At 63.2% G+C, this 25,641-nt stretch carries 25 protein-coding genes and 1 pseudogene; 14 read left to right on the top strand and 12 right to left on the bottom strand.

Features of this window, described 5'->3' with window-relative positions; all coding sequences use genetic code 11:
- The first annotated feature begins 156 nt into the window (after positions 1 to 156).
- The 10 genes from IFT44_RS05475 to IFT44_RS05430 all read left to right on the top strand — a co-directional run bounded on the left by IFT44_RS05475 (position 157) and on the right by IFT44_RS05430 (position 7,193).
- Entirely contained in the window at positions 157 to 1,131 is a 975-nt protein-coding gene (locus IFT44_RS05475) for a KpsF/GutQ family sugar-phosphate isomerase (protein WP_122479499.1), read from the top strand.
- 17 nt (positions 1,132 to 1,148) lie between these two features.
- Entirely contained in the window at positions 1,149 to 1,685 is a 537-nt protein-coding gene (locus tag IFT44_RS05470; protein ID WP_192053946.1) for a KdsC family phosphatase, read from the top strand.
- 8 nt (positions 1,686 to 1,693) lie between these two features.
- Positions 1,694 to 2,266, top strand: coding sequence for an LPS export ABC transporter periplasmic protein LptC (lptC, locus tag IFT44_RS05465; protein WP_192175550.1), 573 nt, complete (start codon positions 1,694 to 1,696; stop codon positions 2,264 to 2,266).
- Positions 2,253 to 2,798, top strand: coding sequence for a lipopolysaccharide transport periplasmic protein LptA (gene lptA / locus IFT44_RS05460; protein WP_043186718.1), 546 nt, complete (start codon positions 2,253 to 2,255; stop codon positions 2,796 to 2,798). Before lptC ends, lptA begins: the two co-directional genes overlap by 14 nt.
- Positions 2,798 to 3,523: an LPS export ABC transporter ATP-binding protein gene (gene lptB / locus IFT44_RS05455; protein WP_043186715.1), complete on the top strand. Its 726-nt coding sequence runs from the start codon at positions 2,798 to 2,800 to the stop codon at positions 3,521 to 3,523. Before lptA ends, lptB begins: the two co-directional genes overlap by 1 nt.
- A gap of 163 nt (positions 3,524 to 3,686) precedes the next feature.
- Positions 3,687 to 5,180: an RNA polymerase factor sigma-54 gene (locus IFT44_RS05450; protein WP_192175549.1), complete on the top strand. Its 1,494-nt coding sequence runs from the start codon at positions 3,687 to 3,689 to the stop codon at positions 5,178 to 5,180.
- Between the two features lie 78 nt (positions 5,181 to 5,258).
- Positions 5,259 to 5,567, top strand: coding sequence for a ribosome hibernation-promoting factor, HPF/YfiA family (hpf, locus tag IFT44_RS05445; RefSeq protein WP_049860579.1), 309 nt, complete (start codon positions 5,259 to 5,261; stop codon positions 5,565 to 5,567).
- A 12-nt stretch (positions 5,568 to 5,579) separates the two neighbouring features.
- Positions 5,580 to 6,044 (top strand): PTS IIA-like nitrogen regulatory protein PtsN, encoded by a 465-nt coding sequence (gene ptsN / locus IFT44_RS05440; RefSeq protein ID WP_122479502.1) that lies wholly within the window; start codon positions 5,580 to 5,582, stop codon positions 6,042 to 6,044.
- A gap of 2 nt (positions 6,045 to 6,046) precedes the next feature.
- Positions 6,047 to 6,904, top strand: coding sequence for an RNase adapter RapZ (rapZ, locus tag IFT44_RS05435; protein ID WP_122479503.1), 858 nt, complete (start codon positions 6,047 to 6,049; stop codon positions 6,902 to 6,904).
- Positions 6,905 to 6,920: 16 nt separating this feature from the next.
- Positions 6,921 to 7,193, top strand: a complete 273-nt coding sequence (locus IFT44_RS05430; RefSeq protein ID WP_122479504.1) for an HPr family phosphocarrier protein — start codon at positions 6,921 to 6,923, stop codon at positions 7,191 to 7,193.
- A 91-nt stretch (positions 7,194 to 7,284) separates the two neighbouring features.
- Here IFT44_RS05430 and IFT44_RS05425 read toward each other — a convergent pair whose 3' ends face one another.
- The 5 genes and pseudogenes from IFT44_RS05425 to pmbA all read right to left on the bottom strand — a co-directional run bounded on the left by IFT44_RS05425 (position 7,285) and on the right by pmbA (position 10,966).
- Positions 7,285 to 8,178 (bottom strand): ZIP family metal transporter, encoded by an 894-nt coding sequence (locus IFT44_RS05425; RefSeq protein WP_122479505.1) that lies wholly within the window; start codon positions 8,176 to 8,178, stop codon positions 7,285 to 7,287.
- A 10-nt stretch (positions 8,179 to 8,188) separates the two neighbouring features.
- Positions 8,189 to 8,800, bottom strand: coding sequence for a superoxide dismutase (locus IFT44_RS05420; protein ID WP_192053586.1), 612 nt, complete (start codon positions 8,798 to 8,800; stop codon positions 8,189 to 8,191).
- 2 nt (positions 8,801 to 8,802) lie between these two features.
- Complete coding sequence (locus IFT44_RS05415) at positions 8,803 to 9,255, bottom strand: hypothetical protein (protein ID WP_122479507.1); 453 nt, start codon at positions 9,253 to 9,255, stop codon at positions 8,803 to 8,805.
- Between the two features lie 33 nt (positions 9,256 to 9,288).
- Positions 9,289 to 9,505 (bottom strand): annotated as a pseudogene (aspA, locus tag IFT44_RS05410) (aspartate ammonia-lyase); the annotation flags it as partial.
- 114 nt (positions 9,506 to 9,619) lie between these two features.
- Complete coding sequence (pmbA, locus tag IFT44_RS05405) at positions 9,620 to 10,966, bottom strand: metalloprotease PmbA (protein WP_185794052.1); 1,347 nt, start codon at positions 10,964 to 10,966, stop codon at positions 9,620 to 9,622.
- Between the two features lie 107 nt (positions 10,967 to 11,073).
- Between pmbA and yjgA the strand changes: the two genes are divergently transcribed.
- Complete coding sequence (yjgA, locus tag IFT44_RS05400) at positions 11,074 to 11,595, top strand: ribosome biogenesis factor YjgA (protein WP_192137018.1); 522 nt, start codon at positions 11,074 to 11,076, stop codon at positions 11,593 to 11,595.
- A gap of 41 nt (positions 11,596 to 11,636) precedes the next feature.
- Here yjgA and tldD read toward each other — a convergent pair whose 3' ends face one another.
- The 7 genes from tldD to mreB all read right to left on the bottom strand — a co-directional run bounded on the left by tldD (position 11,637) and on the right by mreB (position 22,184).
- Positions 11,637 to 13,079 (bottom strand): metalloprotease TldD, encoded by a 1,443-nt coding sequence (gene tldD, locus IFT44_RS05395; RefSeq protein ID WP_122479511.1) that lies wholly within the window; start codon positions 13,077 to 13,079, stop codon positions 11,637 to 11,639.
- A 287-nt stretch (positions 13,080 to 13,366) separates the two neighbouring features.
- Positions 13,367 to 17,182: a YhdP family protein gene (locus IFT44_RS05390; RefSeq protein WP_192137020.1), complete on the bottom strand. Its 3,816-nt coding sequence runs from the start codon at positions 17,180 to 17,182 to the stop codon at positions 13,367 to 13,369.
- Positions 17,183 to 17,276: 94 nt separating this feature from the next.
- On the bottom strand, positions 17,277 to 18,734 hold the full coding sequence (gene rng / locus IFT44_RS05385) for a ribonuclease G (RefSeq protein WP_122479513.1): 1,458 nt from the start codon (positions 18,732 to 18,734) through the stop codon (positions 17,277 to 17,279).
- 62 nt (positions 18,735 to 18,796) lie between these two features.
- Complete coding sequence (locus IFT44_RS05380; RefSeq protein ID WP_192057683.1) at positions 18,797 to 19,384, bottom strand: Maf family protein; 588 nt, start codon at positions 19,382 to 19,384, stop codon at positions 18,797 to 18,799.
- 34 nt (positions 19,385 to 19,418) lie between these two features.
- Positions 19,419 to 19,907, bottom strand: a complete 489-nt coding sequence (mreD, locus tag IFT44_RS05375; protein ID WP_122479515.1) for a rod shape-determining protein MreD — start codon at positions 19,905 to 19,907, stop codon at positions 19,419 to 19,421.
- Positions 19,907 to 20,980, bottom strand: coding sequence for a rod shape-determining protein MreC (mreC, locus tag IFT44_RS05370; protein WP_197976889.1), 1,074 nt, complete (start codon positions 20,978 to 20,980; stop codon positions 19,907 to 19,909). Before mreC ends, mreD begins: the two co-directional genes overlap by 1 nt.
- A gap of 166 nt (positions 20,981 to 21,146) precedes the next feature.
- Positions 21,147 to 22,184, bottom strand: a complete 1,038-nt coding sequence (mreB, locus tag IFT44_RS05365) for a rod shape-determining protein MreB (RefSeq protein ID WP_008371426.1) — start codon at positions 22,182 to 22,184, stop codon at positions 21,147 to 21,149.
- A gap of 205 nt (positions 22,185 to 22,389) precedes the next feature.
- On the opposite strand from mreB, the gene gatC reads away from it, so the two are divergent.
- The 3 genes from gatC to gatB are packed head-to-tail and all read left to right on the top strand — an operon-like array spanning position 22,390 to position 25,602.
- Entirely contained in the window at positions 22,390 to 22,677 is a 288-nt protein-coding gene (gene gatC / locus IFT44_RS05360; protein ID WP_122479517.1) for an Asp-tRNA(Asn)/Glu-tRNA(Gln) amidotransferase subunit GatC, read from the top strand.
- Between the two features lie 16 nt (positions 22,678 to 22,693).
- Positions 22,694 to 24,145: an Asp-tRNA(Asn)/Glu-tRNA(Gln) amidotransferase subunit GatA gene (gatA, locus tag IFT44_RS05355; protein ID WP_192104244.1), complete on the top strand. Its 1,452-nt coding sequence runs from the start codon at positions 22,694 to 22,696 to the stop codon at positions 24,143 to 24,145.
- An 11-nt stretch (positions 24,146 to 24,156) separates the two neighbouring features.
- On the top strand, positions 24,157 to 25,602 hold the full coding sequence (gatB, locus tag IFT44_RS05350; RefSeq protein ID WP_192175548.1) for an Asp-tRNA(Asn)/Glu-tRNA(Gln) amidotransferase subunit GatB: 1,446 nt from the start codon (positions 24,157 to 24,159) through the stop codon (positions 25,600 to 25,602).
- The last annotated feature ends 39 nt before the right edge of the window (positions 25,603 to 25,641 follow it).

Raw genomic sequence — 25,641 nt, 5'->3', positions numbered from 1 at the left:
AGCGGCGAACTATAGCATTGCAGACACGTGCCGCCCAAGATTGATCCATTGGCGAAACGTACCATCGATTTACCGGGGCCGCGAAATAGGCAGGTGAGTCGCACGTCCATTCCCGCTATAATCGCCGCCTTTTCACCGGGCCTACCGATTTTCGCCATGAGCCAGACCAGCGACCTGATCCAATCCGCGCACCGCACCATACGTCTCGAAATCGAAGCGGTAGAGGGCCTGCTTGCCCACATCGACGCCGATTTCGTGCGCGCCTGCGAATTGATCCTCGAAAGCAACGGCCGCGTGATCGTGCTGGGCATGGGCAAGTCCGGCCATATCGGCAACAAGATCGCCGCGACCCTGGCCAGCACCGGCACCCCGGCGTTTTTCGTGCATCCTGCCGAGGCCAGCCATGGCGACATGGGCATGATCACTCGCCAGGACATCATCCTGGCCCTGTCCAACTCCGGTTCGACAGCGGAGATCGTCACTTTGCTGCCTTTGATAAAACGCATGGGCATTCCGCTGATCAGCATGACCGGCAACCCCGACTCACCCCTGGCCCAGGCTGCCGAGGTCAATCTCGACGCGCGCGTCGCTCAGGAGGCCTGCCCGCTGAACCTGGCGCCGACCTCCTCCACCACCGCTACCCTGGTGCTGGGCGATGCGCTGGCCATCGCCCTGCTCGAGGCGCGCGGCTTCACGGCCGAAGACTTCGCCTTCTCCCATCCCGGCGGAGCACTGGGCCGACGCCTGCTGCTCAAGGTGGAGCACGTGATGCACACCGGCACTGCGCTGCCACAGGTGGCGCGCGGTACACTGCTGCGCGATGCGCTGATGGAAATGACCCGCAAGGGCCTGGGCATGACCGCCATCCTGGAAGCCGATGGCCGCCTGGCCGGGATCTTCACCGACGGCGATCTGCGGCGCACATTGGATCGCACCATCGATGTCCACAGCACTCGAATCGAAGACGTCATGACTTCCCACGGCAAGACGGCTCGCGCCGACATGCTGGCTGCCGAGGCGCTGAAGATCATGGAAGACAACAAGATCAACTCACTGATCGTGGTTGACGATCAAGACTGTCCGGTAGGCGCCTTCAACCTTGGCGATCTGCTGCGCGCGGGAGTCATGTAATGACCGAGAATGGTGCAATGCCCGAGACTGGCAGCAACGACCTCCTGCAGCGAGGCAAGGCCATCAAGCTGGCCGTATTCGACGTCGACGGCGTACTGACCGATGGCCGCCTGTATTTCCTCGAAGACGGCAGCGAGTTCAAAAGCTTCAGCACGCTGGATGGTCAGGGCATCAAGATGCTCATCAATAGTGGCGTGACCACGGCCATCATCACCGGTCGCAAGAGCCCGGTGGTGGAGCGGCGTGCCAGAAACCTGGGCATCGCCCACCTCTTTCAGGGCCGTGAAGACAAACTCGTGGTGCTCGACGGACTGCTCGCCGAACTCGGCCTGAGCTATGAACACGTGGCCTACCTGGGCGACGACCTGCCCGACCTGCCGGTGATTCGCCGGGTGGGCCTGGGTATGGCAGTGGCCAATGCCAATGCCTTCGTGCGCCAGCATGCCGACGGTGTGACCCAGGCCAGTGGCGGCTTCGGGGCGGCACGCGAGTTCTGCGAGCTGATCCTCGATGCCCAAGGCAATCTCGAAGCGGCCCGCGCCGCCTACCTGTAGGGCCTGACATGCTGAACAAGAAAATCCGCAATATCGTCATCCTGGGTGTGCTGGGGCTGCTGTTCGCCGCCATCGGCTACTGGGACATCAGCCCGGAGCGCTTCCTCGACCAGCCCACGGCAGCCGTCGACGAAAGCCAGATCGATTACTACGCTATCAACGCGAAGGCTCGGCAATACCTGCCCGATGGCGGCGTGCAGTACGACATGACTGCCAACAAGGTCGAGCACGTGAAGACGTCGCAGGTCACCTTGCTGACCAAGCCGGACATGCAGCTGTACCGCGGAACCGTCTATCCGTGGCACGTGACGAGCGATCGCGGCGAAGTGAATCCCGATGGCAGCGAAGTCGAGCTGATCGATTCGGTGCGCATCGCGCGTACCGATCAGAAAAGCCGCGCTACGCTGATCACCAGCTCGCGCATGACCGTTTTCCCACAGAAGCAATATGCGCAGACCGACCAAGACGTTAGAATCGACGGCGCCGGTGGCGTGTCGACGGCCAAGGGCATGAAAGCGTATCTGAATGACAGCAAGATCAACTTGCTGTCCAACGTAAGAGGACAGTATGAGGCTCGTTAAAACCCTCCCCTTTTTGCTCAGCCTGAGCGCAGCACTGGGAAGCGCGAGCGCCTGGGCACTGCCCACTGACCGCGATCAGCCCATTCATATCCAGTCCGACGATGCCCAGCTCGACGACAAACAGGGTGTGGCGACCTACAAGGGCAATGTGATCATTACCCAAGGGTCGATGAAGATCACCGGCAATACCGTGACCATCACCCGCAATGCCACGGGCGACGTGGACGTGTTCACTGCTGTCGGCAACCTGGCCTACTACGAGCAGAAACCCGCCGCCGACAAGCCCATCGTGCAGGCCTACGGCATGACCATCCAGTACTTCGCGGCGCAGAACCGCATCGTGCTGATCGACAAGGCCAAGGTCATCAACGACGGCAACACGTCCGAAGGCGAGAAGATCGTCTACGACACCGTGCGCCAGGTGGTCAACGCCGGCCGTGCCACGGGCAGCAAGGTCACCACGCCTCGTCCGCGCATCGACATGGTGATCCAGCCGAAGAAGAAATCCGACGCACCGCAGAAGGCCCAGTAATGGCAGTTCTGAAAGCGCAGCACCTGGCCAAGAGCTACAAGAGCCGGCAAGTCGTACGCGACGTCAGCCTGTCCATCGAAAGCGGGCAGATCGTCGGCCTGCTGGGCCCCAACGGGGCCGGCAAGACCACCTGTTTCTACATGATCGTCGGCCTGGTGCAGGCCGATCAGGGCCGTGTGCTCATCGACGACCTGGACGTCAGTCACCAGCCGATGCATGGCCGCGCCCGCTCCGGCATCGGTTACCTGCCGCAGGAGGCCTCGATCTTCCGCAAGCTGTCGGTGGCCGACAACATCATGGCCATTCTGGAAACCCGCAAGGAACTCGATGCCACGGCTCGGCTGGCAGAGCTCGAAGGCCTGCTGCAGGAATTCCACATCACGCACATCCGCGACAACCTGGGCATGAGCCTTTCGGGGGGTGAACGTCGCCGCGTGGAGATCGCCCGCGCCCTGGCCACCGCACCCAAGTTCATCCTGCTCGACGAACCCTTCGCCGGTGTCGATCCGATTTCGGTCGGCGACATCAAGCAGATCATCCACCACCTCAAGACCAAGGGCATCGGCGTATTGATCACCGACCACAACGTCCGCGAGACCCTGGATATCTGCGAAACGGCCTACATCGTCAACGACGGCCAGCTGATTGCCGAAGGCGATGCCCAGACCATTCTGGCCAATGATCTGGTGCGCGAAGTCTACCTGGGCCACGAGTTCCGCTTGTAAGGCCCGAGGGCGCCAGCGCCCTCCCACGGGCATTAATTTTCATGGCGCCCTAGGCAAACACTCAGGTTTCAGGCATATAATTTGCTTACGACATAAGCCGGGTGCTTCGGTACCCGTAGTAGAAGGCGCTTCGCGCCGGCGACCAAGGTGTTAAGTTCCTGCCATGAAACCATCGCTCGTCCTACGTATGGGCCAGCAACTGACGATGACACCGCAGTTGCAACAGGCCATCCGCCTTCTCCAGCTATCGACCCTGGACCTCCAACAGGAGATTCAGGAAGCGCTGGAATCCAATCCCATGCTCGAACGCCAGGAAGAAGGCGACGACTTCGACAACAGCGACCCGCTGGCCGACAAGGTCGAGCAGACACCGCCCCAGGAAGTCCAGGAGCCGAGCTTCCAGGAATCCGCGCCTACGGTCGACAACCTCGAGGAAGGCGACTGGAACGAACGCATCCCAAGCGAACTGCCTGTGGACACCGCCTGGGAAGACATCTACCAGACCAGCGCCAGCAGCCTGCCGAGCAACGATGACGACGAGTGGGACTTCACCACGCGCACATCGGTCGGCGAAAGCCTGCAGACGCATCTGTTGTGGCAGCTGAACCTGGCGCCCATGTCCGACACCGATCGGCTGATCGCCGTGACCATCATCGACTGCATCAACAACCAGGGTTACCTGGACGAGACGCTGCAGGAAATCTGCGAGTCTTTCGATCCTGAACTGGACATCGAGCTGGATGAAATCGAAGCGGTGCTGCACCGCATCCAGCAGTTCGAGCCCGCTGGCATTGGCGCCCGCAACCTGAGCGAATGCCTGATGCTGCAGCTGCGCCAGCTGCCGCCCAAGACCCGTTGGCTGGCCGAAGCCCAGCGCCTGGTCAGCGACTTCATCGACATGCTCGGCTCGCGCGACTACAGCCAGCTGATGCGCCGCATGAAGCTCAAGGAAGACGAGCTGCGCCAGGTCATCGAGCTGGTGCAGAGCCTCAATCCGCGGCCCGGCTCGCAGATCGAATCCAGCGAGCCGGAATACGTCGTGCCCGATGTCATCGTGCGCAAGGACAGCGACCGCTGGCTGGTCGAGCTCAATCAGGAGTCCGTGCCACGCCTGCGGGTCAATCCGCAGTACGCGGGCTTCGTGCGGCGCGCCGACACCAGCGCCGACAACACCTTCATGCGCAACCAGCTGCAGGAAGCGCGCTGGTTCATCAAGAGCCTGCAGAGCCGCAACGAGACCCTGATGAAGGTGGCGACGCAGATCGTCGAGCATCAGCGCGGCTTCCTCGACTATGGCGACGAGGCCATGAAGCCTCTGGTGCTGCACGACATCGCCGAGGCGGTGGGCATGCACGAATCGACCATTTCACGGGTGACCACGCAGAAATACATGCATACACCCCGTGGCATATACGAGCTGAAATACTTTTTTTCGAGCCATGTCAGTACCTCGGAAGGTGGCGAATGCTCCTCCACGGCGATCCGCGCGATCATCAAGAAACTGGTCGCGGCCGAAAATCAGAAAAAGCCGTTGAGTGACAGCAAGATCGCTGGTTTACTGGAGGCACAAGGCATCCAGGTAGCCCGCCGAACGGTCGCCAAGTATCGCGAATCCCTCGGGATTGCGCCGTCCAGCGAACGCAAGCGGTTGATGTAGCCCTGCGATGTGCCACAGCGTTCCAGTGGCAGGCACCCAAGCCTGCTTCTTTATGCAATGGCAATAAGGAGAAGCGGTATGCAAGTCAACATCAGTGGACACCAACTGGATGTGACCGAACCCCTGCGAACCTACATCGGGGAAAAACTCGAGCGGCTCGAACGTCATTTCGACAAGATCACCAACGTTCAGGTGATCATGGAGGTCGAGAAGCTCAAACAGAAAATCGAAGCCACCCTGCGCATACCCGGTGGTGAGGTGGTTGCCAACGCCGAACATGACGACATGTACGCGGCCATCGACCTGCTTACCGACAAGCTGGATCGCCAACTCAAAAAGCATAAGGAAAAACAGCAAAGTCTGCTGCAAGGCGCGACTGCTCGCTGACACTCCCCACTCATGATCCGACTAGAAACCATCCTGACCCCCGGCCGTTCATGCGTGAACGTGCCGGGCGGCAGCAAGAAGAAAGCACTCGAAAACATCGCCGAGCTGATCGGTCGCGAAGTGCCCACGCTGGATACCCAAACGGTATTCGAAGCGCTCGTTGCCCGTGAAAAACTGGGCTCGACCGGATTCGGCAACGGCATTGCCATCCCGCATTGTCGCCTGAAGGGCTGCGATACACCCGTCAGCGCCCTCATCCACCTGAGCGCCCCGATCGACTACGACGCCATCGACGGTGCTCCCGTGGATCTGCTGTTCGTGCTTCTGGTACCCGAAGCGGCCACCGATGCCCACCTGGAGTTGCTCCGCCAGATCGCCAGCATGCTCGATCGCAAGGAAGTGCGTGAGAAACTGCGTTCGGCGCCCAGCAATCAAGCCTTGTACCAAGTGGTACTGGACGAACAGAGCGGTCATTAACCATGCGTTTGATCATCGTCAGTGGCCGCTCAGGCTCAGGCAAGAGCACTGCCCTGGATGTTCTCGAAGACAACGGTTTCTATTGCATCGACAACCTGCCGGCCGGGTTGCTGCCCGAACTGGCAGAGCGTGCCCTGATCCACACCGAGCTGGCACAGCCGCAGGTAGCGGTGTCGATCGATGCGCGCAACCTGCCCAGCCATTTATCACGTTTTCCCCAACTGCTGGCCGAAGTACGGGCCAAGCACATCAATTGCGATGTGCTGTACCTGGACGCCGACGAAGAAACGCTGCTCAAGCGTTTTTCCGAAACCCGTCGCCGCCACCCGCTGAGCAACGAGAGCCGCTCGCTGGCCGAGGCCATTCGCGTCGAAAGCGACCTGCTCGGGCCCATCGTCGATCTGGCCGACCTCAAGATCAACACGACCAACCTGAACCTCTACCAGCTGCGCGATGCCATCAAGGTCCGGCTGCTGAACAAGCCAGAGCCTGGTACGGCCTTTCTGGTGGAGTCATTCGGATTCAAGCGCGGCATGCCCATAGACGCCGACCTTGTGTTCGACGTGCGCTGCCTGCCCAACCCCTACTGGAAGCCGGAGCTGCGAGAACAGTCCGGGCTCGACGCCCCGGTCGCCGAATACCTGGCGGCCCAGCCGGACGTCGAAGAGATGTATCAGGACATCTCCTCCTACCTGCTCAAATGGCTGCCGCGCTTCGCTGCCAGCAGCCGTGCCTATGTCACCATCGCCATCGGCTGTACAGGCGGGCATCATCGCTCGGTATACTTGACCGAGCGCCTGGGCCGATTGCTGCAGCAGTCGCTCAAGAACGTCCAGGTTCGCCATCGCGACCTCAGCTGAAAGGATCCCCCGCGCAATGCCCGCCCTCCAAGTAGAAATCATCAACAAGCTCGGCCTGCACGCCCGCGCCGCAGCGAAATTTGTCGGCGTGGCGGGACGCTTTCCCTGCCAGGTACGTGTTGGCCGTACGCCGGAAGCTTTGGTCGACGGCAAGAGCATCATGGGTGTAATGATGTTGGCTGCCGGAAAAGGCACCACCATTCACCTGCACACCGAAGGCGAGCAGGATCAGCAGGCGCTCGATGCCATCGTCAAACTGATCAACGACAAGTTCGACGAAGGCGAGTAAAGCCAGCCAACGGCCGAGAAGCAGAACCCGGTAGCGGCAGTCGAGTACTGCGCTACGTCAGGTTCTGAGCTCTGGGTTCAAGGGTCAGGGGTCAAGACAGCGCAGTGTCCATGACCATCATCAGGCAGAACCCTACACACAGACCCAGGCTCGCCAACTTGTGATGACCATTGCTGCGTGACTCGGGAATGATCTCATGGGTCACTACCAGCAGCATCGCGCCGGCCGCGAAGGCCAGGCCCAGGGGCAGTAACAGCTCGCCCATACGCACCAGCCAGGCACAGAGCACGGCGAATACCGGCTCGACCAGCCCAGACGCGGCGCCAATCAGGAAAGCTTTGTAGCGCGCCATTCCGGCACCTGCCAGTACCAGCGCAATCACCAGGCCCTCGGGGACGTCCTGCAGGGCAATGCCCATCGCCAGGCTGTCGGCATCGTGCATGCCGCCGCCAGCCGACACGCCGATGGCCATGCCCTCCGGGATGTTGTGAGCGATGATGGCGATCACGAAGATCCAGATACGTGCAGGGATCACAGGCTGCTGCGTGCTGCCCACCAGATAGTCCGGTGTGACTCCGGAAACCCTCCGGTCCACTAGATAAAGACAGAACGCTCCAGACATGATGCCCAGGCTCATCAGGCCACCAGCGCCCCAGCGCGAGAAGCCGATGGCCGCTGCCGCATCCAGCCCGGGAATGATCAGCGAGAACGCAGTGGCCGCAAGCATCACGCCCGCGCCGAAGCCCAGCAATGTATCAGCCACGGCGACTGGCATGCTGCGGATGACCAGTACGGGAACTGCGCCCAGAGCCGTGCCCAGGGCGCAGATGGCACCGCCTTCGAGCGCGCGCAGGATGCGCGGCTCAAGGTCGAGCCAGGCTAGCAGCTCGCCTACCAGCAGGGCCGCGCCTGCCAATAACAGCAACGTGCCCAGCGCCAGGCGAAAGCGGCGAACACTGACCAGCGCAAAGGCCTGCGATCCCATGGCGCGGGGCTCAGTTCACGGCGGCTTGGTAGCGCTTCTCGACATTGGCCCAGTCGACCACGTTGTAGAACGCGTTGATGTATTCAGGCCGACGGTTCTGGTACTTGAGGTAGTAGGCGTGCTCCCAGACGTCCAGGCCCAGAATCGGCGTGTTGCCATTCATCAATGGGCTGTCCTGGTTGCCGCTGCTCTCCACCACCAGCTTCTTTTCCGGGGTGACGCTGAGCCAGGCCCAGCCACTGCCGAAGCGGCTCAGCGCGGCTTTGGTGAACGCTTCCTTGAAGGCATCGAACCCACCCAGCTCGGTTTCGATGGCCTGAGCCACGCCGCCCTGCGGCTGGCCGCCGCCGTTGGGCGACATGACTTCCCAGAACAGGCTGTGGTTGGCATGGCCACCACCGTGGTTGGTGACGGCGCCGCGCAGGTTTTCCGGCAGCTGCTTGACCGAGGCGACCAACTTTTCAACGGGCCACTCGGCGTATTCGGTACCCTCGATGGCGGCATTGACGTTGGTAATGTAGGTCTGGTGGTGCTTGGTGTGGTGGATTTCCATGGTCGCAGCATCGATGTGCGGCTCCAGGGCATCGTAGGCATACGACAAGGCAGGCAAGGTATAAGGCATTTTCAGTGAACTCCGTAGTGAAGGTTATCGGGTTGCGTGACGACTGGCGCAACGTCGGTGTCGGCGGCACCACACAGCAACCGGTGGGTACGGGGGTATTCGCCATGCTGGCGAGTGAAGCCGAGCAGTTCGGCGTAGGTCTTGCTGGCATGGCGCAGGGCCGCATCGCGCAGCGCAGGCTGCAGTCTGGAATCCTGGGCGGCGTGCAACAGGCGTTCATGAATGGCGCACAGGTACTCTGCGCTTTCTTCGGGTTGATGCAACTGCAGGTGCAGGTCGGCAAGGTTGTGGTGGGAGATGACGCATGCGGCCACTGCTTCGTCGACATCCGCCCAGCGCTCGAACAGCACCTGGGCCCATGCCAGGGCCTGCAGGTAATGCTCGCGCGCCTCGATCAGCTCGCCCCGGACAAAGCTGGCATTGGCCGTCTCCGTGATTCGTTTCCAGTGCTGCATGGCGGATGTCTCCCAGCGGTTGCCCAGCGGTCCGATACCGCCAGCGGTGAGCTTTTCCGGGTCGAGCACGTCGCCGAGCTGTTCGCGACGCAAGTCCATGTGTTCCAGCGCCACATCAATCACCGGCCGACCTTCCCTGTAGGCTAGCTCGGCAATCTGGACAGCTTGCCGATATCCGATGATCGGGTTGGCCGCGGCCACCTCGATCGGCTGGCGGGCCAGCGCCCTTCAGCCTGGCCTCGTTCAACTTGCCGAGCATGATCGACACTCATCAGCGGTAATGAGTTTTATTATTGATTGATATTGAGAATCAAAACAAGCATCGCAGCACAGATTGCCCGACCTGAAGGGCCGGGCAACGGGATCAGCTCCCGGCGACCGTCATGCGCTCGATCAGCACCGAGCCGGTGCGGATGTTGCTGCGCAGTTCCAGATCGTTGCCCACGGCGACGATCTGCTTGAACATGTCACGCATGTTGCCGGCGATGGTCACTTCCTGGACCGGAAACTGGATCTCGCCATTCTCGACCCAGAACCCGGCCGCACCGCGCGAGTAGTCGCCGGTCACCATGTTCAGGCCATGGCCCATCAGTTCGGTCACCAGCAAGCCGCGGCCCATGCGGCGCAGCAGCGCTTTCTGGTCTTCGTCGCCATGGGTTACGAACAGGTTGTGCACGCCACCGGAGTTGGCCGTACTGGGCAAGCCGAGTTTGCGGCCCGAATAGGTACTCAACACATAGGACACCAGCTCGCCATTCTCTACGAACGGCTTGGCGTAGGTTGCCAAGCCGTCGCCGTCGAATGCCGCGCTGCCCATGGCGCGCATCAGGTGCGGACGCTCGTCCAGGGTCAGCCACTCGGGGAACAGCCGCTGGCCCATCGCCCCTTCCAGGAACGAGGATTTGCGGTACAGGTTGCCACCGGAGATCGCCGCGAGGAAATTTCCGAACAGCCCCCCGGCCAGTTCGGCCGAAAACAATACCGGCACCTCGCACGTCGGCACCGGCCGTGCACCGAGACGGGCGGCAGCGCGTTGCGCGGCGCGCTGACCGATGGAAGCGGCATCGGCCAGCAACTCGCCCTGCCGACTTACGTCGTACCAGTAGTCGCGCTGCATCTGCCCGTTGGCTTCGGCGATCATCACGCAGCTCAAGCTGTGTCGCGTCGATGCATAGCCACCGATGAAGCCGTGGCTGTTGCCATACACGCGGCAGCCCTGGTGAGTGTTGAGCGTGGTGCCGTCGGCATTCTTGATCAAGGGCTCGGCGTCGAAGGCTGCGGCTTCGCAGGCCAGGGCTTTCTCGATGGCCTGCTCGGGCGTGATGTCCCAGGCGTGGTAAAGGTCGAAATCGGGCTGCTCGCGGGCCATCAGAGCGGCGTCGGCCAGGCCCGAGCTTTCATCCTCGGAGGTGTGCTTGGCGATCGCCAGGGCTGCAGCGACGGTTTCACGAATGGCCTGCGGACCGCTCGCCGAGGTGCTGGCCGAGCCCTTCCGCTGGCCGACGTACAGGGTGATGCCGAAACCCTGGTCGCGGTTGAATTCGACGGTCTCGACTTCGCGCTGGCGCACCGATGTGGACAAGCCCTGCTCCAGCGACACGGCCACCTCACAGGCGCTGGCCCCCTGACGCTTGGCTTCATCGATGATCTGCTGCACTTGCTCCTGCAGGACTGGCAATGCCTGCGGGCCGACGCTCTGGGGTGCGTTCATGGTGTTCTCCAATCAAATTCGGGTTCGGGGCGGGCCGATCTACGGCCGGGCCAGACAAGCGGCCCCCGACTGGTTATCATGGCGGCGTTTATTTGCGGACGGCCCCCATGGTTGATTCTTACGACGACTCCCTCGACGAGGGAAAAAGCAAAACTCAGGTCAAGCGCGAGCTGCATGCGCTGACCGATCTGGGCGAGCGCCTCATCACGCTCAAGCCGGACATGCTCGATCGCCTGCCCTTGACCGATGGCCTGCGCCGGGCGTTGGCCGATGCCTCCAAGCACACGGCGAACATCGCGCGCAAACGCCACATCCAGTTCATCGGCAAACTGATGCGCGACCAGGACATCGAAGCCATTCTGGTGCTGCTCGACCAAGTGGACGCCTCCACCCGGCAATACAACGAGCGCTTTCACAACCTGGAGCGCTGGCGTGATCGGCTGGTAGCCGGCCCGGACCAGGTGCTCGAGGCGTTTTTCGCCGAGTACCCGGAAACCGATCGCCAGCACCTGCGCAACCTGGTTCGCCAGGCCCAGCACGAGACGGCGCACAACAAACCGCCTGCCACTACGCGCAAGATCTTCAAGTACATCCGCGAGCTGGACGAAACTCAACGCGGCTTGCGCTGATACGCCTGAAGGCAGGCCGCCCGGCCTGCCTGTCATCCGCTTCAGGCGCCGGTACCGCCCACGGTGATCGCGTCGATCTTCAAGGTCGGCTGGCCCACGCCCACGGGCAGCGACTGCCCATCCTTGCCGCAGGTACCCACGCCACTGTCGAGCGACAGGTCGTTGCCGACCATCGAGACCCTGCTCATCGCTTCCGGGCCATTGCCGATCAGCGTGGCGCCCTTGACCGGCGTGGTGATCTTGCCGTCTTCGATAAGGTAGGCTTCGCTGGTCGAGAAGACGAACTTGCCGCTGGTGATATCCACCTGCCCGCCACCCAGGTTGGCGCAATAGATGCCCTTCTTCACCGAGGCGATGATTTCGGCCGGGTCGCTTTCGCCCGCCAGCATGTAGGTGTTGGTCATCCGCGGCATGGGCAGGTGCGCATAGGATTCGCGACGACCGTTGCCTGTGGCGGCCACGCCCATCAGACGCGCATTGAGCTTGTCCTGCATGTAGCCCTTGAGCACGCCGTTTTCGATCAGGGTGGTGCACTGCGTAGGCGTGCCTTCGTCATCGACGCTCAGTGAACCGCGACGCCCGGCCAGGGTGCCATCGTCGACGATGGTGCACAGGCTGGAGGCGACCTTCTCGCCCACGCGGCCGCTGTAGGCCGAGCTGCCCTTGCGGTTGAAATCGCCTTCCAGGCCGTGCCCGACCGCTTCGTGCAAGAGCACGCCGGACCAGCCCGCGCCCATCACCACGGGCATGGTACCGGCCGGCGCCGCCACCGCCTCGACGTTGACCAGCGCCTGGCGCAGCGCTTCGCGGGCGTAGCCCATGGCGCGGTCTTCGGCCAGGAAGTAACGGTAATCGGTGCGGCCACCGCCACCGTGGCCACCGCGCTCGCGACGCCCATTGTGCTCGACGATCACACTGACGTTGAAGCGCACCAGCGGACGCACGTCGGCGGCCAGGCTGCCATCGGCTGCAGCGACGAGAATTCTTTCCCATACACCGGCCATGCTGACGGTGACTTGCTGGATACGCGGGTCCAGCGCGCGTGTAGCGGCGTCGACACGCTTGAGCAGGTCGACTTTCTCGGCGCGGGTCAGGACCTCCAGTGGGTTGTCGGGACCGTACAACTGGCTTACCACCGGACTGCTGAACGCCTGCACGCGGCCGTTCTGGCCAGCGCGGGAAATCGAGCGGGCCGCACGCGCGGCCTGCACCAGGGCGTCCTGAGTAATGGCGTTGCTGTAGGCGAACCCGGTCTTCTCACCGGACTGAGCGCGCACGCCCACGCCCTGATCGAGGTTGAAGCTGCCTTCCTTGACGATGCCGTCTTCCAGCGCCCAGGACTCGGAAATCTGACCCTGGAAATACAGGTCGGCGGCGTCTATACCGGGGCCGGCCAACTCGCCCAACACCGACTGCAGGCTGTCCAGCGTGAGGCCGCCGGGTGCCAGCAGGTGTTCGCTGACGGTGGATAACATCTGGCTCATATTTACTCCGCGCTGTTCGCAGGACGCTCGACGTACTGCGTAGAAAAAGCTCGCAGGACGCTCGACGTACTGCGTAGAAAAAGCTCGCAGGACGCTTCGCGTGCTGCGTGGGAAAGTGCTCGCAGGACGCGTGGCGTCCTGCGCAAATGACTGCGCGCGGGTGGCCGGAAGCGGCCCGCGCAATTCGGGTGTCGGTGACGGATGCTCAATACATGCGTCCGCCCGGACACTTTTTCAATACCGGAGCCCGGCCGACAGTCCGATACCGGGCGACGGCCACCGCGCCATCAGCCGCCGAAAGGCTTGACCAGGGTCATCTGCGGATCCTTCCAGGAACCCTCGATGCGGTATTGCACGCTGGCGAAGCGCGCCACGCGGTCGCCCAGCAGCTTGTTCACCACGAACAAGGCGCCGCCCACCACCGGCGCGCCGACCAGCACCGCTGCCAGCGGCAGGCTGTTGGTGATCGGCAGGGCAACCTGCACTTTGGCGTTGACGCCGTCGCGGACCATGTCCAGGGTACCGTCCAGATCGATGTCGGTGGTGGGACCGCGCAGGGTGATCGGGGTACGCGTCACATAGACCCCTTCGCTGGCCACCAGCAGGCCTTTGACTCGATCGTAGCTCAAACCCTTGCCCAGCACATCGGAGAAATCCAGGCGCAGGCGACGGCCGATGGCATTGAAGTTGAGCAGGCCGAACACGCGTAGAGCCTGGGCGCCGCCCTCGACCTCGACGAACTGGCCATCACGCAAAGTAGCGTCCAGGTTGCCGGAAAAACGCTTGAGCCCGACCCAGGCCGGCGAACCCGGCCAGCGACCATCGGCGTCGAGGTGGAACGACTCGCTGGTCACGGTCGGGGCAAATTTCCACGCCTGCAGCACATCGGCCAGGTTCTTGCCTTGCAAGCGCCCGCGGAACCACGTGCTGGAGGCTCCCGGCGCGCCTTCCCATGTGCCCGCGCCGTGCAGCATCAAGCCCTTGAGACCCAGGTCGAGATCGTTGAGGGCGACACCCTTGGAAGTTGGGCGCAGCTTCAACGACCAGCTGCCGATCAACTCTTCGCCCTGCAACAGCTGGCGGATCCTGACATTCACCGCGGGTATCTTGCGTGGGTCGACATTGGCCAAAGGGTCCGGTGCTTCCACCGGGTTGTCGGCCTTGACCGCGTTCGGATCGACCGGCGGCAGGCGCACGGTATCGAGGTCGACGTTGATCGGGGTCGCCTTGCCATCGGGCACATCGACCTTGCCGGTGATCTGTTGGCTGGCCAGGGCAAGGTGCCAGGCGCTGGGGCTGCGGTTGAGTTGCACGTGCGCCTGGTCGAGTTGCTGACCGAAGCCCTTGAGCGTGCCGACCTGCAGGTCGACCGCATTGATCAACTGGCTGGCAGTGCCACCCGGATCGCCACCGGTGTATTGCTCGGCCTGCTGCTGCCAAGGCTCCAGATCCAGGGTCGGCAACGCGCCACGGACTCGCAGCCCCTGGGTTGTGGGCATCTGCGGCGTACCAGAGCCGACCAGCAACTCGCCCCGACCATTGGCCAGGTCGGCGGGCGGAGCTGCATAGGCAAAACCGGCCAGATCGGCATAGGTGACGTCGAAGCGGCGTTCCCGGTCCTGCAGGTTCATCACGAATACGGTCGGGCGCGCCACAGGGCGTGTTTTGCCAAAGGGCGCAGGCAGGTCGATGTCGACACCCTTGAGGTCGGAGTCGACGCGAAGCTGGCTGTCGGCACCCAACTTGAGCTGCAGCTGGTAGGCAATATCACCGGAAGCCGGCACGGCCTGCTTGACCTGCAACCAGTCGACCAGGCGCTTCACGGTGATCTGGCTGTGGGCGACGATGCGGGTCAACGGCTCGCCTGGCTTGCCTTCGGCAGAAATCTGCGCCTTCACCGGCTGATCGAACGCCTGGGCAGTGATGCCCTCGCCGCTCAACCCCTTGTCGAAGTCGAAACGAAACGCCCCGCCCAGCTGGCTGAGCGCAAGCTCCGGAGACTTGATCTTCAGGCGGGCCGCGTGGGTGCTGAAATCCACCACGACTTTGGGCTCATGGCCCTTGACCAGCGGAATGTCGAGGTCGAGCCTGCCCTTGAGCGGGCCTTCACCCTGCCAGCCGGCGAAAATGTCGGCGGTGCCGATGGGCGCGGTCTGCAGAATTTTCAAACCGTCGGCCAGCCCCCCGTCGAAGCTGCCTTTGACATACAGGTGGCTGTCCTCGCCAAGGGGTACATGGGGCACAGTGACGGAAACGTCGCTGACCTTGGTGTCGAGGATCTGCCCGCGGTCGGCCAGGATGCGCACGTCACCGTCCTGGATATAGACATTGCCGGCGACCTTGCGCGCCTCCGGCCAACCGGGCTGGAACGCCAGGGTCACGTCGTGGACCTTGAAGAACAGCGTGATACTGCGCGAATGCGCCTCGGCCGCGCTGGCCAGCGAACCCTGGTACTGGAAGTAACCTTGGTCGACCGCGCCGCGCTTGATCGCCGTACGCAGCCACTGGTCGACCGCTGGGCTGAGTACCTTGGGCAGATATTTGCTGGTGTAGGCGCCATCACCATCGACCAGGCCGACGCGCAGGTCCATGTAGGGCTCGGCCTCATGGTGCAATGGCAGACGAATGAGAAAGTCCGCTGCAATGTTGCCTTCTTCGCCCAGCACCTTGATGGCCGGTGCGATCAGGGTGAACGCGTGTTCATCGAGCTTGAAATTCAGGCGAGCGTTGGCCTTGAGGTAATACCAGGGCTTTTCGAAGATCGGGCTCAGGTGCAGCATGAACTTTTCACTGTCCAGGCGCAGCTCGCCCTGGCCGATATCGCCGATCAGGCTACCGCTGACATTGTCCGCCGCCGGGGCGCCGGAATAGGCGTCGAAGCCGACGTTCTCGAGGTTGGCCGCGTAGCTCAGGCGCTCGGCCCCGGTGGCCTTGGGGCGGATGTCGAGCGAGACGTTGCGCAGCACACCGGTGAGGTTCAGGCCGTTGGCGATGGCTGCCACCTGCTTGGGCAGGGGCACCAGCGCGTCCAGCAACGGCGTGATCGGTGTCAGGTCGAGACGATCGGCCTGGATGCGCCACTGCTCCTCGGCCGCGGACGTCGCGGCGCGCTGCTGCAGAGCCACGTGGGTCTGCCAGGGCTTGCCATCCAGGGTCATGGCCAAGGTGCCCAGGTTCAGGTCGAAGCCTTCGGCGCTGCGTTGCGCCCAGGCCTGCAGCTTGAGATCGGCGATGGCGTAGGGCTTGTGCTCGGCGCGGGCACCTTTGAACGTCGGCACATCGAGCTTGACCACGGCTCGCTGGACGTTGGCATCCGCCCAGTCCAGCCAGAACTCGCCGCCCGCCTTGAACTGTTCGAGTTTCCAGGCCTGGGTGTAGCGGCTCGGCAACCATTGCGCCCAGTCGCTCTGCGGCAGGTTCAGATAGACCTGGGCACGGCCCTGGCGCCACCGTTCGGCACGCAGCTGTGCCTCCACGTTCAGCGCCAGCGGCTGGCCATCAGGCAAATGCAGGCGCAGATCCAGGCGCTGGCGCTCTTCGCTGGTGCGCAGGCTCAGACCCACATAGGTCAAGGTCAGCGGGTCGTGCTCGAACGGTTGCAGGGTCAGTTGGCTGTCGAGCACCGACAGCCGCTCGACCTGTTGCATCTGCTGCAGCGTGCGCTGCATGTCGAAGGCCTGGTCCTGCTGCTGCGGCAGCCCCTTGAGCGACCACTTGCCGGCAGCATCCTCGACGGCGCTGAGCTGTACGCCGCCCAGTTCGAGATGGGCAATGCGCACCGACCGCGCCAACAGGCTGCCCCACAGGTCCGGCACCACCCTGACTCGATCCAGACGCAGCGCATTGCTGCCCTCGCCCACTTGCACATCGTGAACCAGCAGTATCGGTGCCAGACGGCTCCAGCGTCCTTCCAGGCTGCCGATGCGCACCGGCATGCCCAGCGCTTCGCTGGCACGTGCCTCGATCTGCGCGTCGTATTCGGCCACCAGGGGCACCAGCTGCCGGCCCAGGCTGACGTACAGCGCCAGCAACACCAGCAGCACCGCACACAGCGTCAGCGCCCAACGCGTCAGGCCAGCGAGCACGGCATTCAAGCGGACCATGCAGGCATGCTCCCGCCACAGGCCGCGTCAGCCTGAAAGCCCGAAGCTTGAAGACTGGAAGCCTGAAGACTGGAAAATCGTTTCACTGGCCGTTTCAGAGCAGCACCACATCATATTGTTCCTGGGAATACATGGACTCGACCTGGAAGCGAATGGTTCGTCCGATGAAGGCTTCCAGTTCAGCCACATTGCCTGATTCTTCATCGAGCAGCCGGTCGACCACTTTTTGATTGGCCAGCACGCGGTAGCCCACGGCCTGATAGGCCCGAGCCTCGCGCAGGATCTCGCGGAAGATCTCGTAGCACACCGTTTCCGGGGTTTTCAGCTTGCCGCGGCCCTGGCAACAGATGCAGGGCTCGCACAGGACCTGTTCAAGGCTTTCGCGAGTGCGCTTGCGGGTCATCTGCACCAGGCCCAGCTCGGTGATGCCGATGATGTTGGTCTTGGCGTGATCGCGTTCGAGCTGCTTCTCCAGGGTGCGCAGAACCTGGCGCTGGTGTTCTTCATCTTCCATGTCGATGAAGTCGATGATGATGATTCCGCCGATGTTGCGCAGACGCAGCTGCCGGGCAATGGCGGTGGCCGCTTCCAGGTTGGTCTTGAAGATGGTCTCTTCGAGGTTGCGGTGGCCGACGAAGGCCCCGGTGTTGACGTCGATGGTGGTCATCGCCTCGGCCGGATCGACCACCAGATAGCCGCCGGACTTGAGTGGCACCTTGCGGTCCAGCGCCCGCTGGATCTCGTCTTCCACACCGTACAGATCGAAAATGGGCCGCTCGCCCGGGTAGTGCTCCAGGCGGTCGGCAATTTCGGGCATCAATTCGGCCACGAACTGCGTGGTCTTCTGGAAGGTCTCCCGCGAGTCGATGCGGATCTTCTCGATCTTCGGGTTGACCAGATCGCGCAGGGTCCGCAGCGCCAGGTCCAGGTCCTCGTAGATCTCGGTCGGCGCCCCGACGGTCTGGATCTGCGCGTTGATCTGGTCCCACAGCCGGCGCAGGTAGCGGATGTCCATGAGGATTTCCTCGGCGCCCGCCCCCTCGGCGGCGGTGCGCAGGATGAACCCGCCAACCTCCTGGATACCCTCTTTCTCGACGCAGTCTGCCACCACCTTCTTCAAGCGTTCACGCTCGCCTTCATCCTCGATCTTCAGGGAAATGCCGACGTGCCGGGTGCGCGGCATGTATACCAGGTAGCGTGAGGGAATCGACAGCTGGGTGGTCAGGCGCGCGCCTTTGGAGCCGATCGGGTCCTTGGTGACCTGTACCACCAGGCTCTGCCCCTCATGGACCAGGGCGCTGATGGTTTCCAGGGTCGAGCCTTCGCGCAGGGAGATTTCCGAAGCATGGATGAACGCGGCGCGGTCCAGGCCGATGTCGATGAAGGCGGCCTGCATGCCGGGCAGCACGCGCACCACCTTGCCTTTATAGATATTGCCGACGATCCCGCGCCGCTGGGTGCGCTCGACGTGGACCTCTTGCAGGACACCGTTTTCCACCACGGCCACGCGCGATTCCATCGGCGTGATGTTGATCAGAATCTCTTCGCTCATGGCTGGGTCTCGTTCCTGGTGTCTTTTGTTGTAATGGCGATGGCGCTGCCGGCCGGGCCCTCTCAGGACACTTGCCAGCAGGCGATGCCATTGCGTTGCAGCAGCGCCGCGGTTTCGTACAAACCCAGGCCGACGACGGCAGAATAACTGCCTTCGAGCTTTTCTACGAATATTGCGCCCAGCCCCTGGATGCCATAGCCGCCCGCCTTGTCCGCCGGTTCGCCGGAGGCCCAGTAGGCACGGGCCTCGGCTTCGTCGATCGGGCGGAACGTGACCCGTGCCGAGGCCGTGCCGATGTCCATCTGCGTGCCATCGAACAGCGCCGCAGTGGTGATCACTTCATGGGTGCTGCCGGATAACAGAGCCAGCATTGCCAAGGCATCGGCTTGGTCGCGCGGCTTGCCGAGAATGCGTCCGTGCGCGATCACTGCCGTGTCCGCGCCCAGCACGTGAGCGGCCCCCGGCTGCGAACGCGACTGCCAGCCGGCGCGGGCTTTTTCTTCGGCCATGCGCTGCACGTATGCACGGCTTTCTTCGCCGGGCCTGGGCGTTTCGTCGATGGCAGCAGTGATCACGGTGAAGGGTACGCCGATCTGCGTCAGCAGTTCACGACGCCTGGGCGAGCTGGAAGCCAGGTACAGGGTAGACATGCAAGGCGTCTCCGCGTCGGGCCGCGCGGGCCCGTCAGTTGATGCCCAGGCGCTTGCGCAAGCCACGCAGCAGATAGCTGACCCACGGCCAGAGCAAGGCGCTCATCAGGGCGGGCAACAGCAGGGCCAGGGTAGGTTGGCGGTTGCCGGTCAGCGCGCTCAGCCACAGCTGAACCAGCTGCGCCAGACCGAAGACCACGAGGATGACCAGGCTCTGCTGCCACATTGGAAAGATGCGCATGCGCTGGGCCAGGGACAGGATGAGAAAAGTGATGAGGCTAAGGATGAGTGCGTTCTGCCCAAGCAGGGTGCCGAACAGCACGTCTTGCGCCAGGCCGAGGATCCAGGCAGTGGTCATGCCCACCTTGTGCGGCACCGAGAGCGTCCAGTAGGCCAGCAGCAGGGCCAGCCACAGCGGCCGCAACACTTCCATGAACTGCGGCATGGGCGACACGCACAGCAACAGGCCGACGACGAAGGTCAGCCAGATCACCCAGCCATTGCGCGAGCGCGTACCAACCATTATTGCCTCTCCCGTGTGGTGGCCGGCGCAGAGCGCGAAGGTGTCGCCGGCGGGGTGCGCTCAGGGGTGGCGGCCGGGGCCGAGCTGGCACGCGCCGGTGCGGTGGCTGCCGGCGTCGTGGTGTGGGCAGGCGCTGCCGGTGCCGCAGCGGGCGCAGCAGTGGCTGGCGCGGAGGTTGCTGCAGGGACCGGCGTCGCCGGGGTACCGTCCTGTGGCGCGGCACCCTGGCGGTCGGCCGCCTCTTGCGCCTGCGCCGCTTCGGTAGCCCGCTGCTCCGGCGAGCGACTGTCGCTGAACACCAGCAGCAGATAGCGGCTGCGGTTCAGGGCGGCGGTCGGCACGGCGCGGACGATGGCGAAGGGTTGACCGGAGTCGTGGATGACTTCCTTGACCGTGGCCACCGGGTAACCCGCCGGGAATCGCTGGCCCAGGCCAGAGCTGACCAGCAGGTCGCCTTCCTTGATGTCGGCAGTGTCGGCCACGTGGCGCAGCTCGAGCCGCTCGGGATTGCCCGTGCCGCTGGCGATGGCGCGCAGCCCGTTGCGGTTGACCTGCACTGGAATGCTGTGGGTGGTGTCGGTGAGCAGCAGCACACGCGAGGTGTAGGGCATCAATTCGACCACCTGCCCCATAAGGCCACGCGCGTCGAGCACCGGCTGGCCGAGTACCACGCCATCGCGCTCGCCCTTGTTGATCAGGATGCGATGGGTGAACGGGTTCGGGTCCATGCCGATCAGCTCGGCAACCTCGACCTTTTCGTTCACCAGCGCCGAAGAATTGAGCAACTCGCGCAGGCGCACGTTCTGCTCGGTCAGCGCCGCCAGCTTCTGCAGGCGCCCCTGCAGCAACAGGCCTTCGGTCTTGAGTTTCTCGTTTTCGGCCAGCAGCTCGGTGCGGCTGCCGAACTGGCTGGCAACGCCTTCGTACAGGCGCTGCGGCAGGTCGGTGACCCAATAGGCACGCATCAGCACCAGCGACATTTCGCTGCGCACGGGTTTGAGCAGGGTGAAGCGCGCGTCGACGACCATCAGCGCGACCGACAGCACGACCAGCACCAACAGGCGCACGCCCAGTGAGGGGCCCTTGGTGAAAAGCGGTTTAATAGGCCGCTCCTCCCAGGCAAATGTTCATGTGGTCATTCATGTGACGGCAAACCGGCCCGGATCGAAAGTACAGGACGCATACAGGTAGCATCGAAGACGCTACCTGTAAACGACCCCAGGAATCTTTCCCGCGAAGTTATTCGCTGGAGAGCAGATCCATGGTGTGCTTGTCCATCATTTCCAGGGCGCGACCGCCACCCCGAGCCACGCACGTCAGCGGGTCTTCGGCGACGATCACCGGCAGGCCGGTTTCCTGGGCCAGCAGCTTGTCGAGGTCGCGCAGCAGCGCGCCACCGCCAGTCAGCACCAGGCCGCGCTCGGCGATGTCCGACGCAAGCTCGGGAGGCGACTGTTCCAGCGCGCTCTTGACGGCCTGCACGATGGTCGCGAGCGACTCCTGCAGGGCTTCGAGCACTTCGTTGGAATTCAAGGTGAAGGCGCGTGGAACGCCTTCGGCCAGGTTGCGGCCACGCACGTCGACTTCACGCACTTCGCCGCCTGGGTAAGCGGTGCCGATTTCCTGCTTGATGCGTTCGGCGGTGGATTCGCCGATCAGGCTGCCGTAGTTGCGACGCACGTAGGTGACGATGGCTTCGTCGAAGCGGTCGCCGCCCACACGCACGGATTCGGCATAGACCACGCCATTGAGCGAGATCAGGGCGATTTCGGTGGTACCACCGCCGATGTCGACGACCATCGAACCGCGGGCTTCCTCGACCGGCAGGCCGGCGCCGATGGCGGCCGCCATGGGCTCTTCGATCAGGAACACTTCGCGGGCACCGGCGCCCAGCGCCGATTCACGGATGGCACGGCGTTCCACCTGGGTGGATTTGCAAGGCACGCAGATCAGCACGCGCGGGCTGGGCTGCAGGAAGCTGTTCTCGTGCACCTTGTTGATGAAATATTGCAGCATCTTTTCGCAGACGCTGAAGTCGGCGATCACGCCGTCCTTCATCGGGCGAATGGCGGCGATGTTGCCGGGAGTACGGCCGAGCATGCGCTTGGCTTCGGTACCGACCGCAACGACACTTTTCTGATTACCGTGGGTCCGAATGGCCACAACTGATGGCTCATTCAGGACAATACCGCGCTCACGCACGTAAATAAGGGTGTTGGCAGTGCCCAGGTCAATGGAAAGATCGCTGGAAAACATGCCACGCAGTTTCTTGAACATGGGAAAAGGACCCTAGGCAACGCGTGGGTAAAAAAGTGCGGCAAACTCTAACAACGGCGGGGATTTTGGGCAAGGCGCCAATATGTTAAATTGGCTGTTTTTCCGGGCACGCCTGCACTCGATCGCGGCCATATGACCACAGAAGTGCGATAGTGTTCCCCAAAACCACGGCTTTGCCGTATTTCATTTTCCACTGGAGATCCCCATGGCGCTTGAACGCTGCGACGTGGAAAAAATCGCTCACCTGGCCCGCCTGGGCCTGAATGAAGCCGATATGCCACGCACCATCGAAGCACTGAACAGCATTCTGGGCCTCGTCGACCAGATGCAAGCGGTCGACACCAGCGGCATCGAACCCCTGGCCCACCCACTGGAAGCCAGCCAGCGGCTGCGCGCCGACCAGGTGACCGAACGCAACCAGCGCGAGGCTTACCAGGCCATCGCACCGGCGGTCGAGAACGGCCTGTATCTGGTTCCGAAAGTCATCGAGTAAAGGGAAAGAGCCTGCCATGCATCAACTGACACTGGCCGAGATCGCCCGCGGACTCGCCGACAAGAAATTTTCCGCCGAAGAGCTGACCCGTACCCTGCTGGCGCGTATCGCCGAGCTGGACCCGCAGCTCAACAGCTTCATCACCGTCACCCCCGAGCATGCCATCGCCCAGGCGCAAGCGGCCGATGCGCGCCGCGCCAATGGCGAGGGCGGCGCCCTGCTGGGCGCGCCGCTGGCCCACAAGGACCTGTTCTGCACCCAGGGCATCCGCACCAGTTGCGGGTCGAAGATGCTCGATAACTTCCAGGCGCCCTATGACGCCACCGTGGTGGCCAGGCTCAATGCAGCGGGCGCGGTGACCCTGGGCAAGCTGAACATGGACGAATTCGCCATGGGTTCGGCCAACGAGAACAGCCACTACGGCCCGGTGAAAAACCCCTGGAACCTGGCCCACGTGCCCGGCGGCTCCTCGGGTGGCTCGGCGGCAGCCGTGGCGGCGCGCTTGTTGCCGGTGGCAACGGGCACCGACACCGGCGGTTCGATCCGTCAGCCGGCGGCCTTCACCAACCTCACCGGTATCAAGCCGACCTACGGCCGCGTGTCTCGCTGGGGCATGATCGCCTACGCTTCCAGCCTCGACCAGGCAGGGGTGCTGGCGCGCAACGCAGAGGACTGTGCCCTGTTGCTGCAAGGCATGGCGGGCTTCGACCCGCAGGACTCCACCAGCATCGATGAGCCCGTGCCCGACTACAGCGCCACCCTGGGCGGCTCGCTGCAAGGCCTGCGCATCGGCGTACCGAAGGAATACTTCGGTGCCGGCCTCGATCCGCGCATCGCCGACCTGATTCACGCCAGCATCGAGCAACTGCAGAAGCTGGGCGCAACCATCAAGGACATCAGCCTGCCGAACATGCAGCAGGCAATTGCCGCCTACTATGTGATCGCGCCGGCCGAGGCCTCTTCGAACCTGTCGCGCTTCGACGGCGTACGCTTCGGCTATCGCTGCGAACACCCCAAGGATCTCACCGACCTGTACAAGCGTTCGCGCGCCGAAGGCTTCGGCCCGGAAGTGCAGCGCCGCATCATGGTCGGGGCCTATGCACTTTCGGCGGGCTACTACGACGCCTATTACCTGCAGGCGCAGAAGATCCGCCGCTTGATCAAGAACGATTTCATGGCCGCCTTCGAAGACGTCGACATGATCCTCAGCCCGACCACGCCAAACCCGGCCTGGAAGCTGGGCGCCAAGAATGCCGACCCGGTTGCTGCCTACCTCGAAGACATCTACACGATCACCGCCAACCTGGCCGGCCTGCCGGGCCTGTCGATGCCGGCCGGTTTCGTCGATGGCCTGCCAGTCGGCGTGCAGCTGCTGGCCCCCTATTTCCAGGAAGGCCGCCTGCTCAATGCGGCGCACCAGTACCAGCAAGTCACCGACTGGCACACTCGCGCGCCTGAAGGCTTCTAAGGAGAAACATCATGCAATGGGAAGTCGTGATCGGGCTGGAGATTCATACCCAGCTCGCCACCCAGTCGAAGATTTTCTCCGGCAGCTCCACCACCTTCGGCTCCGAGCCGAACACCCAGGCCAGCCTGGTCGACCTGGGCATGCCCGGCGTACTCCCGGTGCTGAACCAGGAAGCCGTGCGCATGGCCGTGATGTTCGGCCTGGCAATCGACGCCGAAATCGGCCAGCACAACGTGTTCGCGCGCAAGAACTACTTCTATCCCGACCTGCCCAAGGGCTACCAGATCAGCCAGATGGAGCTGCCGATCGTCGGCAAGGGCCATCTGGACATCACCCTGGAAGACGGCACGGTCAAGCGTATCGGCGTGACACGCGCGCACCTGGAAGAAGACGCCGGCAAGAGCCTGCACGAGGACTTCAGCGGCAGCACCGGCATCGACCTCAACCGTGCCGGCACACCGCTGCTGGAAATCGTTTCCGAGCCCGACATGCGCAGTGCCAAGGAAGCCGTGGCGTACGTCAAGGCCATGCATTCGCTGGTCCGTTACCTGGGCATCTGTGACGGCAACATGGCCGAAGGCTCGTTGCGCTGTGACTGCAACGTGTCGATCCGGCCCAAGGGCCAGGTCGAGTTCGGCACCCGCTGCGAGATCAAGAACGTCAACTCGTTCCGCTTCATCGAGCGCGCCATCAACAGCGAGATCGCGCGCCAGATCGAACTGATCGAAGACGGCGGCAAGGTCATCCAGCAGACCCGCCTGTACGATCCGAACAAGGACGAGACACGCGCCATGCGCAGCAAGGAGGAAGCCAACGACTACCGTTACTTCCCCGACCCCGATCTGCTGCCGGTGGTGATCGAGGATTCGCTCCTGGAAACCACCCGGGCCACCCTGCCCGAGTTGCCGCCCGCCAAGCGCGAGCGCTTCAAGAACGAGTTCGGCCTGTCTGCCTACGATGCCAGCGTCCTCGCTTCGAGCCGTGAGCAGGCGGACTTCTTCGAGCAGGTGGTGGCCAGCTGCGCCGATGCCAAGCTTGCCGCCAACTGGGTCATGGTCGAGCTGGGCAGCCTGTTGAACAAGCAGGGTGTGGAAATCGAGGAGTCGCCGGTCAGTGCCGCACAACTGGGTGGCATGCTGCAGCGCATCAAGGACAACACCATCTCCGGCAAGATCGCCAAGATGGTTTTCGAAGCCATGGCCAACGGTGAAGGCGATGCCGACCAGATCATCGAGGCGCGTGGCCTGAAACAGGTCACCGACAGCGGGGCAATCGAGAAGGTGCTCGACGAAGTGCTGGCTGCCAATGCCGAGCAGGTCGAACAGTACCGCGCGGCAGACGAAGCCAAGCGCGGCAAGATGTTCGGCTTCTTCGTCGGCCAGGCAATGAAAGCCTCGAAGGGCAAGGCCAATCCGCAGCAGGTCAACGAGCTGCTCAAGAGCAAGCTGGCCGGTTGATGCGCCGACGCCTTTTCTGTAGCAGCGGCGCGAGCCGCG

Origin of the sequence: Pseudomonas sp. CFBP 13710 (assembly GCF_014842235.1) — a bacterium.
GTDB classification, from domain to species: domain Bacteria; phylum Pseudomonadota; class Gammaproteobacteria; order Pseudomonadales; family Pseudomonadaceae; genus Aquipseudomonas; species Aquipseudomonas baltica.
This window is presented reverse-complemented; position numbering and strand designations above follow the sequence as displayed.